The following is a 13,686-nucleotide window of genomic DNA, read 5'->3' as shown; positions in this document are numbered from 1 at the left end:
CCGTCCGGCCCGTTTCGTGGCCGGCTCGCTGGTGCTGCTCGGTCTGGCCGGATATTTCCTGGCGCAGTACGACTCGACGGGTGGTGCCGGGGCTCCGCACTGCACCGTACGGGCGGCGGACGGTTCCTCCTCGGGTGAGGGTTCCTCCTATGAACTGAGCCCGGAACAGGCGGCGCACGCGTCGACCATCGCGGTCGTGGGCACCTCCAAGGGGCTGCCCGAGCGGGCCGTGACGATCGCCATGGCCACCGCCATGCAGGAGTCCGCGCTGCGCAACCTCGACCACGGCGACCGGGATTCGCTGGGGCTGTTCCAGCAGCGCCCCTCGCAGGGCTGGGGGACGGCGGACCAGATCAGGGACCCGGTGTACTCGGCGGGGATCTTCTACGACCGGCTGGCCAAGGTTCCGGGCTACTCGCGGCTGCCGCTGACCGTGGCCGCGCAGAAGGTCCAGCGCAGCGGCTTCCCGCAGGCGTACGCCAAGCACGAGCCGGACGCGATCCTGCTCGCCGCGGCCCTGACCGGGCGCGCCCCGGCCGCGCTGAGCTGCAGCGGGCCGGTCCCGCAGAACCGGGGCGACCGGGCGGAGCTGGCGGCGCGGATGGAGCGGGTGTTCGGCAAGGGTGTCGGCGGGGGCTCCGGCGCGGAGGACGACGGGGCGGTGTCGGTGCCGCTGACGGGTGCGTCCGGCGGGGGCGCTCCGGGCGCGGCGGACGGGGACGGCCGGCGGGGCTGGGAGATCGCCCACTGGGCGGTGGCGCACGCACCGGAGCTGGGCATCGAGCGGGTGTCGTACGCGGGCCGGTCGTGGGTCGCGGGGAAGAACAAGGGCGCCTGGAAGACGACGGGCGGGACCGGGAAGTCGGGGGACGGCGATCCGCGGAACGCGGACGACCGGGCGGTCCGGATCTTCCTGGCCAAGTAGCGGGCGGGGGCGGGTACCCGGGCCGGAGACCCGGGCGGAGACCCGGGCGGAGACCCGGGCGAGCGGGTGGCGGTCCCGCCGGTCGCACCTGCGTTCAGCCGGTCACCTATCCGGGGTGCGGAATCCCGGCGCGGGGCCGATAAAACGACCCATTGCCACTTCTTTACCCGGGAATTCCGCAACCTCCGGCGCCCCTGGAGGAGTTGTTCACGGCGTAATCGGCAAGCCAACGCTAGGAGCACGCACCATGTCCCTCCCCCTGACCCGCCGGATCGCCCGTGTCGCGCTGCTCGTCGCGGCCGGAGCAGCCCCCGTGGTCGCGGCGGCCGGAACGGCGAGCGCCGCGGGCGCCGAGGCCGCCGCCGTGCCCGCCCTGGGTTCGATCGGCGCCCTGGACTCCGCCGGAGCGCTGGACTCCGCGACCGGCCTCGTCGGCGGTGCCACCCAGGACGGCGGTCTGCCGACCAAGCAGCTGCTCGGCGGTGTGCCGGCCGGTGACGCGCTGTCCGCCGTCCCCGCCACGGACGCCCTGTCGACGGCACAGACCCTGCCGGCGCTGGGCGCCTGAGCCGAGCTGCACGGCCCGTACGGGCGCCGAAGCCGTACGGAACGCTGAGAACGCAGCGCGAACGCAGCGGACACTGAGAACGCAGCGAACGCAGAGGGGGCCCGGAGCATGCGCTCCGGGCCCCCTCGGGCTGTGTGGCCGGCCCCTCGGGCGCGGGCCGGCCGCCGTCGGCCGCTCAGCCCAGGCGCTTGACCGCCGCCTCGACGCGCTCGTCGGTCGCGGTGAAGGCGACCCGGACGTGGCTGCCGCCCGCCTCGCCGTAGAAGTCGCCGGGCGCGACCAGGATGCCCAGGTCCGCGAGGTGGGCGACGGTGTCCCAGCAGGGCTCGTCCCGGGTCGCCCACAGGTAGAGGCTGGCCTCGCTGTGCTCGATCCGGAAGCCGTGCGCCTCCAGCGCGGCCCGCAGGGCGGCCCGCCGGGCCGCGTACCGCTCCCGCTGCTCCAGGACGTGCACGTCGTCGCCCAGGGCCGCGACCGTGGCCGCCTGCACCGGGGCGGCGGTCATCATGCCGCCGTGCTTGCGGATCTGCAGGAGCTCGCCGAGCACGGCCGCGTCGCCCGCCAGGAACGCGGCGCGGTAGCCGGCCAGGTTGGAGCGCTTGGACAGCGAGTGCACGGCGACCAGGCCGTCGAAGGAGCCGCCGCAGACGTCCTCGTGCAGCACGGAGACCGGCTCGGCCTCCCAGCCCAGCTCCAGGTAGCACTCGTCGCTGAAGACCAGGATGCCGTGCTCCCGGGCCCAGGCGACGATCCGTACGAGGTCCTCCTTGGGGAGCACCCTGCCGGTCGGGTTGGACGGGGAGTTGAGCCACAGCAGCTTGACCCGGGCCGGGTCCAGGTCGGCCACCGGGTCCTCGTAGACCACGGGTTCGGCACCGCACAGCCGGGCGCCGACCTCGTACGTGGGGTAGGCGAGCCTGGGGTAGGCGACCTGGTCGCCCGCACCGAGGCCGAGCTGGGTCGGCAGCCAGGCCACCAGCTCCTTGGAGCCGACCACCGGCAGCACGTTCGCGTGGGCGGCCTCGCGGGCGCCCAGGCGCCGCTCCACCCAGCCGGAGATCGCGTCGCGCAGGGCGGGCGTGCCCCACACCGTGGGATAGCCGGGGGAGTCGGCGGCCGCGACCAGGGCCCGCTGGATCAGCTCCGGCACCGGGTCGACGGGGGTGCCGACGGACAGGTCGACGATGCCGTCCGGGTGGGCGGCGGCGGTCGCCTTGTACGGCTCCAGCTTGTCCCAGGGGAAGACGGGCAGACGGGACGATACTGCGGCCACTGTGCTGTGCTCGCTTTCTGCGGAGGGCTCCGGAGGGCTCCGGAAAACAAGCCCGGTCCTGGCGGCAGGACTGCCGCACAGGACCGGGAGGGTGGGTCAGTGCCCGGCGTTGATGTCGGCCGGCTGCCCCGCGACGAAGGGGTGGTCGCGCTCGATCAGGCCGAGCTTGGAGGCACCACCGGGCGAACCGAGCTCGTCGAAGAACTCGACGTTCGCCTTGTAGTAGTCCTTCCACTCCTCCGGAGTGTCGTCCTCGTAGAAGATCGCCTCGACGGGGCAGACCGGCTCACAGGCGCCGCAGTCGACGCACTCGTCCGGGTGGATGTACAAGGACCGCTGGCCCTCGTAGATGCAGTCGACGGGGCACTCTTCGATGCATGCCTTGTCCTTGACGTCGACACAAGGCTCCGCGATGACGTAGGTCACGCTCTGTTCCTCCTCGGTAGGGCTGTCCATATCGCGCGGGAGCGCGGCGTCGTCGATGCCCGCACCTAGTATCGCCGTTCCCGGCCACGAACCGAACAAGAGGGGCTAGAGAGCTGTGGAGATCATTGGTGGAGCCTTGCTGGAGATTCGCATCACCCCGGCTGACGTGGGTAAACGAGTCTCCGTGCGAAGCCTTCTCCCTGCTCGTGACGGGGGTGCGGCGTTCACGGACGCGGTTGGTGTTCTCACATCATGGACCAACGGTGTGCTGGTGATCACACGAAAGAGCGGGGATACCGTCCGGATCGCGGAATCCGCCCTGGTCGCGGGCAAGGTCGTGCCGGCGGCCCCGGCCCGCCGCCGGGGACCGGCCGCCGGCTTCGAGGAACTCGCGCGCGCGGGCGCGCGTGCCTGGCAGCCCCTGGAGAGCGAGCCGCTGGGCGGCTGGACCCTGCGCGCGGCGGCCGGTTTCACCCGGCGGGCGAACTCCGTGCTCCCCCTCGGCGACCTGGGGATACCGCTGGACGAAGCACTCGCGCGGGTGACGGCCTGGTATGCGGAACGAGGGCTTCCGGCCTATGTGCAGACCTCCACGGGGGCCGCCGGCACCCAGGAGGCGCTGTGCGCTGCCCTGGAGGAGCGCGGCTGGGTCCGGGAGGTGTCCACGGAAGTCCGGATCGCGTCGCTGGCCCCGATCGCCGACCTCACGGAGCCGGGCGATGTGTCAGGTGCCCCGTCAGGTGCCGGGACGCCGGGGACGGGGGCTCCGGGGGCGGGGGCGCCGGGGGCGGGGGCGCCGGTCCTGCTGTCCCGGGAGTGCGACGAGGAGTGGCTGGCCCGCTACGGGAAGGTCTCCGACCCGGACGTGGCCCGCAGGGTGCTGTCGGCCGGTCCCTCCGTCTGGTTCGCGAAGGTGCCCGGCAAGGCGATCGGGCGGCTGGTGGTGGACGGCCGGTGGGCCGGGTTCGGCGCGGTGGAGGTCGCCCCGGAGCACCGCCGGCAGGGCCTGGCCACCGAGGTGATGGCCGCGCTGGCCCGGCAGGCGCTGGCGGAGGGCGCCTCGGCCGCCTGGCTCCAGGTGGAGACCGGCAACGGCGGCGCACGGGGCCTCTACGACGGCATGGGCTTCGTGACGCACCACCTGTACCACCACGTCCGGGCGGCGGGCTCGTGAGCGCATTCCGGGACGCCTTCGCGGAGGAGGCCCGGTCCGAGCGCCCCGACCTGTCGCTGCTCTGCCTCTACCTGGCGGCGGAGGCCGACCCGGGTCTGGACCAGCGGGCCGTCGACGGGGCGCAGATCGAGCTGGACCGGCTGGCGGGCCTGCTGCCGTACGGGCGGCGCACCCCGCGGGCCTGGGCGGCGGCGCTGACGGATTTGCTGGGCGGGCAGCTGGGCTTCCACGGCACCCCGGCGGACTACGGGCGGCTGTCGTCCTCCCTGCTGCACCGGGTGCTCCAGCGGCGGCGCGGACTGCCGATCCTGCTGTCGGTGGTGTGGCTGGAGGTGGCCCGCCGGGCCGGGGCGCCGGTGTACGGGCTGGGCCTGCCGGGACACTTCGTGGTGGGCTTCGGCGATCCGGAGGAGCGGGTCACGGTGGACCCGTTCGCGGGCGGCGCCTCGCTGGGCGCGGGACCCGCGGAGTCGGCCGCGGAGGAGCTCGAACCGGCCCGCACCCTGGACATCGTGCTGCGGATCCTGAACAACATCCGGGCCTGGGCGGCGGCCCGGCCGGAGCAGTCCGCGGTCGCCCTCTGGGCGCTGGACCTGTCGCTGCTGCTGCCCTCGCGCCCGGCGGAGCTCCGCTACGAGCGGGCCCGGCTGCTGGTGGACCGCGGGGAGTTCCGGGCCGGCGCGGCCGAGCTGGAGGCGTACGCGGACATGGTCGAGGCCGTGGACGGGGGTGCAGCGGGCCGCATCCGCGGCGAGGCCCGGGCCGCCCTCGCCCTGCTGAACTGACACGCGCCCTGCTGAACCGACGCGCCGGAGCCCCCCGCCCGGGTCGGGCGGGGGGCTCCGGAGACCGCCCTTGGCGGAGGGCGGCGATCGGCCCGGGCCGGTGATCGGCCCAGCCGGGGCTCAGCTCGGGTCGGTCTCGATGACGGCGATCCGCTCGGCCGGGGTCTTGCCGCGCAGCGCCTTGCCCAGCGCGCCCGCGACGTCCTGCGGGGTCACGGCGGTCTTCTCGCCGTTGCCCCGGGTGATCAGGACCCCGTCGAAGGTGTTCCCGTAGAGCTCCTTGAGCGCTTCGAGGTCGTACTTCTCGACCAGCTTCCCGTCCACCGCGGTCATGCTGAGGATCTTGGGGAGGGACTTGCCCGGCCCGAACGGGATCGACTTGCCGCCCGCCTTGACGGTGACGTTCCCGGACATCGCGGGCTTGGCGAACTCGTTCATGGCACGGTCGAGTTCGGCCTGGGTGACGGCCGGGGCCTTGTCGGTGACCGGGAGTTGGACGGGCAGCGCCTTGCCGGTCTCGACCTGGGCCCGGTACGCCTCGGTCACCTTCGCGACGGAGGCGTCCACGTCCAGGCTCTTGCCGGCCTGGCCGGGGACGGCGCTGACCTTGTTCGGCTCGAACTTGATGGTGCCCTCGGTGGCGCTGCCGGAGCTGCCGGCCACTTCCTGGAGGGCGACCAGCAGCTTCTCCTCGTCGACCGGGATGACCGGGGTGGCCGGGCGCTCCCGGCCGATGAGGGAGCCGATCACGGTGACCGGGTTGTAGTCGTTGCCCGCCGCGTTGCGCACGGTGGTCTGGCTGTCCAGGGACAGTCCGGCCTTGTCCGGCCTGAGCTCGGCCTCCTTGCCGCCGACGGACAGCCGGAGCGGCGAGGAGGCGCGGTTGCCGAAGGCCGTCTGCATCTTGGCGACGGCCTCCTCGCGGGTGCCGCTGATGTCCACGCCCAGCACCGTGGTGCCCTTGGGTACGTCGGAGTGGTTGAGCAGCAGTCCGGCGCCGTAGGCGACACCGAGCAGCAGGAAGACCGCGCCGCCCGCGAGGACCAGCTTGGAGCGGCCCTTCTTCTTGGCCGGCTTGTCGGCGGGCGCCGCGGTGACCCTGGTGGGACGCCGGGACGGCACCGGGTCGTCGAAGACCGGGATCGAGCCCGAGCCCGCGGGCCGGGGCATGGCGGCCGCGGCGACGGCGGCCGGGCTGTCGACGCGCGGCAGGGCGCCGTTGCCGACCTCGGGGCCGGGCCAGCGGGGGGCGGTGGGGTCGTCGCCGGCCGGGGGGCCCGAGACGGGCATCCCGCCGAAGGCGGGGCCGCCGGTGGGGCCGCCGGGGCCGGAACCGGGCGCGGCGGGGCCGGGGCCGGGCGCACCGGGGCCTCCGGGGCCGGGCGCGAAGCCGCCGGGCCCAGGGGCGCCGGGGGGCGCCGGGGCGCCATGGGCCGCGGGCGCACCGGGGACGCCGGGGACGCCGGGGCCGGGCGGGAAGCCGCCGGGCGCCGGGGCACCCGGGCCGGGCGCGGGAACACCAGGACTGCCGCCCGGAATCCGGTTGGGAAGCGGCGGGTTGGCCTGGCCGGCGCCGGGGCCGGGACCCTGACCGGGGCCCTGTCCGGGGCCCTGTCCGGGGCCCTGTCCGGGGGCCTGGCCGGGACCGCGGCCGGGCGCGCCGCCGGGGCCGGCGAAGCCCGCCGGGCCCGGAGCGCCGGTGCGGCCCCCCGGGGCACCCGAGCCCGGGCCGGCGGGGCCCATGGGCGCGCCGGAGCCGGGGCCGGTGCCGCGCGGGGCCGTGCCCACGCCGGGGCCGCCCGTACGGGTCGGCAGGCCGGGCCGGGCTGCGGGCGGTGCCGCCGGGGCGGCCGCACCCGGGGCACCGGGGGCGCCGGGGGCACCGGGGCCGCCCGCGGACTTGCGCGGCGCGAACCAGTTGTTGCCCTCCGGAGCGCCCTGCGCCTTCTCCGCGGCGGGCGCGGAACCGCCCCCGGGCGGAAGGGCCCGGGGGGACCCGGGTGCGGAGTCGGGCGCCGGGGCGGGGGCGGCGTTGGCGGCCGGGGCGCCGGCCCCGCCGTCACCCTCCCCGTCGGCGACCGGCTTGCGGACGACCACGGGCGGGATCGGCCGGGAACCCGGAATGTTGATCCGGATCCGGGTCGTCAGCGTGGTCTCTGTCTTCGGCACGTCGGAGTCCGCCGCGTCATGGGCGGCGTGGCCGGCGGCAGGAACGGACGGCTTGGAACTCACGGTGTTTCCCTCCGGGGCGTTCGCCGGGTACTGGCGTGATCCGTACGGCGGCGTACCCGACGGGTAAGCGGCTCCACCGCGCCCCTGGGGCCCGGAGGACGAACTGTCAGTTTCACGACTCAAAGCAGGTTCTCCCGGTTGGCTCCGCCGCCCGTCATACCGTGCGCGGGCAGCTCGGCGGCCCGTACACCATACTGGCCGCCGCCCCGGCGCGACCGGTGGGCGGACGAAGCCGGGTTCCGGCCGGGCCCGGACCGGGGCACCGGCGGCTGCAGCGCAACACCGGTCGCCGTGCCGGGGACTGACACCGGGACCACCCCGAACGGGACGTCACCTGCCGGGCCGCGCGGCCGAAACCGATCGGTCGACGGGTCCGCGCATCGTGGCACACATCACAGCGGCCGCGGCCCCACCCAAAAGGTATGCATACATGCCGATTCCGGTCGATCCCAGCAGGAAGTCCCCTTCCGGGCGCGGCACGCTGAGCACCACGTAGGTGAGGAACCATCCGGCGGCGGCCACGCCGACCCCGAGGCCGTTGCCGGTGGTGAGCCGGCCCGCCAGGAACACCCCGAGCGCCGCCGCCAGGGCCAGCAGGAGCCCGGCCGGGAGCCACAGGTCCACCACGAGCCAGCCCGCCGTGCCGGTGACCGCGCCGGCCGCCAGGAGGGCGAGCAGGGCCGCGATCCGCCCGGCGGTGAAGGTGCCGGTCATGCCGGGGCCCCCGCGATCCCGGCGAACAGGTCGTGTTCGCGGGTGCCGGCCGGGGCGCCGGAGCGGCCGGCGGCCAACTCGTAGTACTCGCGCCCGAAGAGCGGCTGGGCCAGGTTGTTGGAGAGCGCGAAGAACGGGCCGTCGACGGCGATCTGGGTGGCGTGGGCGCGCATCGCGGCCGCCTTGGCGTTCCGGTGGGCGGTGGCGCCCGCGGCCTCGTCGTCACCGATCTCGGCGGTGATCCGCTCGTCGTCCACGACGCCCGGCACGTCCCCGGGGGCGGCGACACCGGGGAAGGGGGCCTCGGTCCCGGCGGCCCGGAGCTTGGCGAAGCCCTCCTCCACCACGGAACGCGGGACCCGGTTCCAGTAGATCTTGGCGATCGCGTGGGGCTCGCCGAGGTCGCGCCGGTACGCCGTCTCCGCGGCCAGCTCGGCCGCCCGCATGGCGACCCGGTGGGCCTGGATGTGGTCGGGGTGACCGTAGCCGCCGTCCGGGTCGTAGGTGACCAGCACCTGCGGGCGCAGGGACCGGATCACCTCCACGAGGTACGCGGCGGCCTCGTCGACCTCCGCCGCCCAGAAGGCACCGGGCCGGTGGTTCTGCTCCACGCCCATCATCCCGGAGTCGCGGAACCGGCCCGGACCGCCGAGGAACCGGTGGTCGGTGACCCCCAGCTCGGCCATCGCCGCAGCCAGCTCGCCCACCCGGTGCTCCCCCAGGACGTCGTCGCGGTCGGCCGCCAGGTGCGCGAGCCCCGGCGGGATGACCTCGCCCTCTTCGCCCAGCGTGCAGGTGACCAGGGCGACATGGGCGCCCTCGGCCGCGTACTTGGCCATGGTGACGCCGTTGTTGATGGACTCGTCGTCCGGATGCGCGTGCACGAGGAGCAGACGCCGGGCTGGAAGAGCGTTCATGGGGTCAGCCTAGGTGCAGTGACCCGTTCGGCCGCCGACGCGCCCGGGGCGGCGCGGGGTCACAGCTTCAGGCCGCTGATCATCCCCGCCACGCTGTTGGTGAGCTGGTTCATGGTGGGGGCGATGGAGGAGCTGGCGAGGTAGAAGCCCAGCAGCACGCAGACGACGGCGTGCCCGGCCTTCAGCCCCGACTTCTTCACCAGCAGGAAGACGATGACAGCCAGCAGCACCGCCGCCGAGATCGAGAGTGCCACGGCGTTTCACCTCCACGTCGGACGGACATCGGTCGGACTTCGGGTACGCGCACACGACGGAGTCATACCCACCATGCGCTATGGATCATAACTATCCGTACGTGAGATCCGGTCGAACTCCGGCAGCATGAGGGGCGCACGCCGCGCATGCAGTGGTGCACGCGGGACCCGCCGTGGCGGTTTCACGCCGCCCCGCCGGGCCCACGGCACCGCGCGGACCGTACGATTCCCGGCCCGGCCGGGCCGGATACCGCAGGCGAATGGGTCATGTTGCGTACGGACGGGGCGAGTTGGAGTCCGGACCGCCAGGCTCCGGGGGCGGGTTTCGGCCAATCTCCCGAGCGGCGGCGGTGCGGCGGACGCATCAGCCGGCGGCGGGCGGCTCCCCGGCCGGCGGGACCACCCGGCGCTCGGCGGCGAAGTGGCAGGCCGAGGGGTGGGCGGCGGGGCCGCCGCGGCGGGCGAACTCCTCGGGGACGGCGAGCCGGGGGACCTCGGTGGCGCACCGGACCTGCGCCTTCCAGCAGCGCGTCCGGAAGGGGCAGCCGGACGGCGGGTCGGCCGGAGAGGGCACGTCCCCGCTGAGGATGATCCGGTCGCGGCGGTCCCGGGCCCCCGGGTCGGGGACCGGGACGGCGGAGAGCAGGGCCTGGGTGTAGGGGTGGGTGGGGTGCTCGTAGATCTCGGTGTCGGTGCCGGTCTCCACGATCCGGCCCAGGTACATCACCCCCACCCGGTCGGAGATGTGCCGGACGATCGAGAGGTCGTGCGCGATGAACACGTAGGCCAGCCCGAATTCGGACTGGAGCCGCTCCAGCAGGTTGACCACCTGCGCCTGGACGGAGACGTCCAGTGCGGAGACCGGTTCGTCGGCGACGATGACCCGGGGCCGGAGGGCCAGTCCCCGGGCGATCCCGATGCGCTGGCGCTGGCCGCCGGAGAACTGGTGCGGATAGCGGTTGATGTACTCCGGGTTGAGGCCGACCACGTCGAGGAGTTCCCGGACCCTGCGGCGCCGGTCGCCCTTGGGGGCCGCCTCGGGGTGGATCTCGTAGGGCTCGCCGATGATGTCGCCGACCGTCATCCGCGGGTTGAGGGAGGTGTACGGGTCCTGGAACACCATCTGGATGTCGCGGCGGACGGCCTTGAGGGCGCGCCCGGAGAGCCGGGAGATGTCCTCGCCCCGGTAGCGGATCGCGCCGGCGGTGGGGCGCTCCAGATGGACCAGCAGCCGGGCCACGGTGGACTTGCCGCAGCCGGACTCCCCGACGATGCCGAGGGTCTCGCCGGCGGCCAGGCTGAAGTCCACCCCGTCGACCGCCTTGACGGCGCCGACCTGCTTGCGGAAGACGATGCCGCGGGTCAGCGGGTAGTGCTTGACCAGGCCACTGACCTCGAGGATGGCCTCAGCTGTGCCGGGCATGGAGGCACTCCTTCCAGAAGTGGCAGGCGCTGGACCGGGGAACGGACGGTCCGGGGACCGGGTGGAGCGGCGGGAGGTCCGTACGGCACACGTCCCGGGCCATCGGGCAGCGCGGGTGGAAGGCGCAGCCCGGCGGGATGGCCAGCAGGTTGGGCGGCAGGCCCTTGATCGCGTAGAGCTCCTGTCCCTTGCGGTCCAGGCGGGGGATCGAGTCGAGCAGGCCGCGCGTGTAGGGGTGGGCCGGGGCCCGGTAGATCTCGTGGACGCCGGCCGCCTCCACGATCCGGCCGGCGTACATGACGGCGATCCGGTCGGCCACGTCGGCGACCACCCCGAGGTCGTGGGTGATCAGGATCAGGCCCATGTCGAGCTCGCGCCGGAGTTCCGCGAGCAGGTCCATGACCTGGGCCTGGACGGTGACGTCCAGGGCGGTGGTGGGTTCGTCGGCGATGATCAGCGCGGGCTCCAGGGCCAGCGCCATGGCGATCATGATGCGCTGGCGCATGCCTCCGGAGAACTGGTGCGGATAGTCCCCGACCCGCTGCCGGGCGGCCGGGATGCGCACCCGGTCCATCAGTTCCACGGCCCTGGCGCGGGCGTCCTTGCGGGACATGCCGCGGTGCACCTCGAACATCTCGCCGAGCTGGCTGCCCACGGACAGCACCGGGTTGAGGGAGGACAGGGCGTCCTGGAAGATCATCGCCATCCCGGCGCCGCGGATCCGCCGGCGCTCCTCCTCCTTCATCCGGAGCAGGTCCTCGCCCTTGAAGAGGATCTCGCCGCCGGTGATCCTGCCCGGCGGGGAGTCCAGGATGCCCATCACCGCCTGGGCGGTCACCGACTTGCCCGAGCCGGACTCGCCGAGCACGGCCAGGGTCTCCCCCGCGTCCACCGCGTAGCCGACCCCGTTGACCGCCTTGGCGATCCCGTCCCGGGTGCGGAACTCCACGTGCAGGTCGCGTACTTCGAGCAGCATGGACGTCGGGCTCCTCAGCGCAGCTTGGGGTCGAGGGCGTCGCGCACCGCGTCGCCGAGCATGATGAACGCCAGCACGGTGATGCTGAGCGCGCCCGCGGGCCACAGCAGCATGTGCGGGGCGTTGCGGATCTGCGGGGCCGCGTTGGAGATGTCGATGCCCCAGGAGACGGTGGGCGGGCGCAGGCCGACGCCGAGGAAGGACAGGGTGGCCTCCAGGGAGATGTACGTGCCCAGGGCGATGGTCGCGACGACGATGACCGGGGCGACCGCGTTGGGGGCGACGTGCCGCACCAGCATCCGGCCGCTGCCGGCGCCCAGGGCCCGCGCGGCCTGGACGTAGTCGTTCTGTTTCGCGGTGATCACCGAGCCGCGGGCGATGCGGGCGATCTGCGGCCAGCCGAGCAGCACGATGAAGCCGACCACCGGCCAGACGGTGGTGCTGGTGACCACGGACAGGAAGACCAGGCCGCCCAGAACCACCGGGATGCCGAAGAAGATATCGGCGACGCGGGACAGCGCGGCGTCGCTCCAGCCTCCGAAGAACCCGGCCAGGCCCCCCAGGAGGGACCCCAGCAGGGCCGCTCCGAGGGTGGCGCAGATGCCGACGGTGATGGACGCCTTGGCGCCGTACACGGTGCGGGTGTACACGTCGCAGCCCTGGGTGTCGTAGCCGAAGGGGTGTCCGGGCTCGGAGCCCTGCTGCGATTTGGACAGGTCGCACTGGAGCGGGTCGCCGGAGGCGATGGCCTGCGGCCAGAGGGCGATGAAGACGAGGAAGAGGATCAGCAGCGCGGAGATGACGAACACCGGGTTGCGGCGCAGCTGGTGCCAGGCGTCGGACCACAGCGAGCGGGACCGGCCGGCGGAGGCGGCCGGTGTCGGGGACGGCCCGGCGGATCCGTCCGGAGCGTCGGGCAGCATCTTCTCCAGGCTCTCGGCCTCCTCCAGTGCGAGGTCCATGGGGCCGCCCTGCCCGGTGGGGGCGACGGCCTCCCGGTCTCCGGGCCGGAGCGGGTCGTACGCCTCGGGGCGGTCGGGTGCTCCGGGCCGTTCGGGGACCTTGTGGGCCGGGGGGACGGCCTGCCGCTCGGGCTCAGGCATACCGGATCCTCGGGTCCAGGACCGCGTAGAGCAGGTCGACGAGCAGGTTCGCCAGCAGGAAGACGATGACCAGGATGGTCACGAAGCCCACCACGGTGGGGGTGTTGCTGCGCAGGATGCCCTGGTAGAGCTGGTAGCCGACGCCGTGGATGTTGAAGATCCGCTCGGTGATGATGGCGCCGCCCATCAGGGCGCCGATGTCGGTGCCGATGAAGGTGACCACGGGGATCAGCGAGTTGCGGAGCAGGTGCCGGGTGATGACCCGGCGGCGCGGCAGGCCCTTGGCCACGGCGGTGCGGACGTAGTCGGCCCGGTTGTTCTCGGCGATGGAGGTCCGGGTGAGCCGGGTGACGTAGGCGAGGGACACCAGGGCGAGGACGAGGCCGGGGAGCAGCAGTTCGCCGAACCCGGCCTCGGAGGAGACGGTGGGCCGCACCCAGCCCCATTTCACGCCGAGGAGGAACTGCACGACGTAGCCGGTGACGAAGGTGGGCACCGAGATGACGACCAGGGTGAGCACCAGTACGCCCGTGTCCACGGCCCGGCCCCGGCGCAGCCCGCTGATCACGCCGAGGGTGATGCCGACGATGATCTCGATGACGATCGCGACGCAGGTCAGCCGGAGGGTGACGGGGAAGGCGCTGGCCATCAGCTCGGTGACGGGCTGGCCGTTGAAGGCGGTGCCGAAGTTGCCCTGGAAGATCTGCCCCATGTAGTGGAGGTACTGCTTCCACAGGGGCTGGTCGAGGTAGAGGTCCTTGCGGATGCGGGCCACGGTGGCGGGGTCCGGGGCCTTGTCCCCGAACAGCGCGGCCACCGGGTCGCCGAGCGCGTAGACCATGAAGAAGATCAGGAACGTGCTGCCGATGAACACCGGGATCATCTGGAGCAGCCGCCGGATCACATAACGTCCCAT

The 13,686-nt window shown here is 73.8% G+C and carries 13 protein-coding genes and 1 pseudogene; 4 read left to right on the top strand and 10 right to left on the bottom strand.

Annotation, left to right across the window (positions count from 1 at the left end; genetic code table 11):
• Window positions 1–16: 16 nt before the first annotated feature.
• Window positions 17–925 (top strand): hypothetical protein, encoded by a 909-nt coding sequence (locus tag AB0O36_RS24425; RefSeq protein WP_365114072.1) that lies wholly within the window; start codon window positions 17–19, stop codon window positions 923–925.
• A gap of 247 nt (window positions 926–1,172) precedes the next feature.
• A pseudogene (locus AB0O36_RS24420) lies at window positions 1,173–1,343 on the top strand (ATP-binding protein); the annotation flags it as partial.
• A 325-nt stretch (window positions 1,344–1,668) separates the two neighbouring features.
• Here AB0O36_RS24420 and dapC read toward each other — a convergent pair.
• Window positions 1,669–2,766 (bottom strand): succinyldiaminopimelate transaminase, encoded by a 1,098-nt coding sequence (gene dapC, locus AB0O36_RS24415; protein WP_365113999.1) that lies wholly within the window; start codon window positions 2,764–2,766, stop codon window positions 1,669–1,671.
• A 96-nt stretch (window positions 2,767–2,862) separates the two neighbouring features.
• A complete protein-coding gene (gene fdxA / locus AB0O36_RS24410; protein WP_365113997.1) occupies window positions 2,863–3,192 on the bottom strand; it encodes a ferredoxin in 330 nt (109 codons plus the stop codon).
• 115 nt (window positions 3,193–3,307) lie between these two features.
• Between fdxA and AB0O36_RS24405 the strand changes: the two genes are divergently transcribed.
• Window positions 3,308–4,366 carry a GNAT family N-acetyltransferase gene (locus AB0O36_RS24405; protein WP_365113995.1) on the top strand — a complete coding sequence of 353 codons (1,059 nt, stop codon included), beginning with the start codon at window positions 3,308–3,310 and terminating at the stop codon, window positions 4,364–4,366.
• Window positions 4,363–5,151 carry a transglutaminase-like domain-containing protein gene (locus AB0O36_RS24400; RefSeq protein WP_365113993.1) on the top strand — a complete coding sequence of 263 codons (789 nt, stop codon included), beginning with the start codon at window positions 4,363–4,365 and terminating at the stop codon, window positions 5,149–5,151. Before AB0O36_RS24405 ends, AB0O36_RS24400 begins: the two co-directional genes overlap by 4 nt.
• A gap of 120 nt (window positions 5,152–5,271) precedes the next feature.
• Here the strand turns inward: AB0O36_RS24400 and AB0O36_RS24395 are convergent, their stop codons facing one another.
• The 8 genes from AB0O36_RS24395 to AB0O36_RS24360 form a co-directional block, all read right to left on the bottom strand.
• Complete coding sequence (locus AB0O36_RS24395) at window positions 5,272–7,506, bottom strand: hypothetical protein (RefSeq protein WP_365113991.1); 2,235 nt, start codon at window positions 7,504–7,506, stop codon at window positions 5,272–5,274.
• A gap of 207 nt (window positions 7,507–7,713) precedes the next feature.
• Window positions 7,714–8,097, bottom strand: a complete 384-nt coding sequence (locus AB0O36_RS24390) for a DUF6113 family protein (protein ID WP_365113989.1) — start codon at window positions 8,095–8,097, stop codon at window positions 7,714–7,716.
• Window positions 8,094–9,014, bottom strand: coding sequence for an N-acetyl-1-D-myo-inositol-2-amino-2-deoxy-alpha-D-glucopyranoside deacetylase (gene mshB, locus AB0O36_RS24385; protein WP_365113987.1), 921 nt, complete (start codon window positions 9,012–9,014; stop codon window positions 8,094–8,096). Before mshB ends, AB0O36_RS24390 begins: the two co-directional genes overlap by 4 nt.
• A 59-nt stretch (window positions 9,015–9,073) precedes the next feature.
• Window positions 9,074–9,268, bottom strand: a complete 195-nt coding sequence (locus AB0O36_RS24380; RefSeq protein ID WP_365113985.1) for a hypothetical protein — start codon at window positions 9,266–9,268, stop codon at window positions 9,074–9,076.
• Between the two features lie 364 nt (window positions 9,269–9,632).
• On the bottom strand, window positions 9,633–10,691 hold the full coding sequence (locus AB0O36_RS24375) for a dipeptide ABC transporter ATP-binding protein (RefSeq protein ID WP_365113983.1): 1,059 nt from the start codon (window positions 10,689–10,691) through the stop codon (window positions 9,633–9,635).
• The gene (locus tag AB0O36_RS24370; protein ID WP_365113981.1) at window positions 10,675–11,667 is read right to left on the bottom strand and encodes an ABC transporter ATP-binding protein; all 993 of its coding nucleotides are present in this window, start codon (window positions 11,665–11,667) and stop codon (window positions 10,675–10,677) included. The genes AB0O36_RS24375 and AB0O36_RS24370 overlap by 17 nt, the downstream gene beginning before the upstream one ends.
• A gap of 14 nt (window positions 11,668–11,681) precedes the next feature.
• Entirely contained in the window at window positions 11,682–12,629 is a 948-nt protein-coding gene (locus AB0O36_RS24365) for an ABC transporter permease (RefSeq protein ID WP_365114070.1), read from the bottom strand.
• Window positions 12,630–12,762: 133 nt separating this feature from the next.
• Entirely contained in the window at window positions 12,763–13,686 is a 924-nt protein-coding gene (locus tag AB0O36_RS24360) for an ABC transporter permease (RefSeq protein ID WP_365113979.1), read from the bottom strand.

Source organism: Streptomyces sp. NPDC089799 (assembly GCF_040684755.1).
GTDB lineage: Bacteria > Actinomycetota > Actinomycetes > Streptomycetales > Streptomycetaceae > Streptomyces.
The sequence above is the reverse complement of the archived record's forward strand: the minus strand, read 5'-3'. Positions and strand labels throughout refer to the sequence as shown.

What these genes read in the sequence shown, in the direction of transcription:
- AB0O36_RS24390 (WP_365113989.1), bottom strand. Translation starts at nt 8,097, where the DNA reads ATGACCGGCACCTTCACCGCCGGGCGGATCGCGGCCCTGCTCGCCCTC.
- mshB (WP_365113987.1), bottom strand. Translation starts at nt 9,014, where the DNA reads ATGAACGCTCTTCCAGCCCGGCGTCTGCTCCTCGTGCACGCGCATCCG.
- AB0O36_RS24375 (WP_365113983.1), bottom strand. Translation starts at nt 10,691, where the DNA reads ATGCCCGGCACAGCTGAGGCCATCCTCGAGGTCAGTGGCCTGGTCAAG.
- AB0O36_RS24370 (WP_365113981.1), bottom strand. Translation starts at nt 11,667, where the DNA reads ATGCTGCTCGAAGTACGCGACCTGCACGTGGAGTTCCGCACCCGGGAC.
- AB0O36_RS24365 (WP_365114070.1), bottom strand. Translation starts at nt 12,629, where the DNA reads ATGGACCTCGCACTGGAGGAGGCCGAGAGCCTGGAGAAGATGCTGCCC.
- AB0O36_RS24360 (WP_365113979.1), bottom strand. Translation starts at nt 13,686, where the DNA reads ATGGGACGTTATGTGATCCGGCGGCTGCTCCAGATGATCCCGGTGTTC.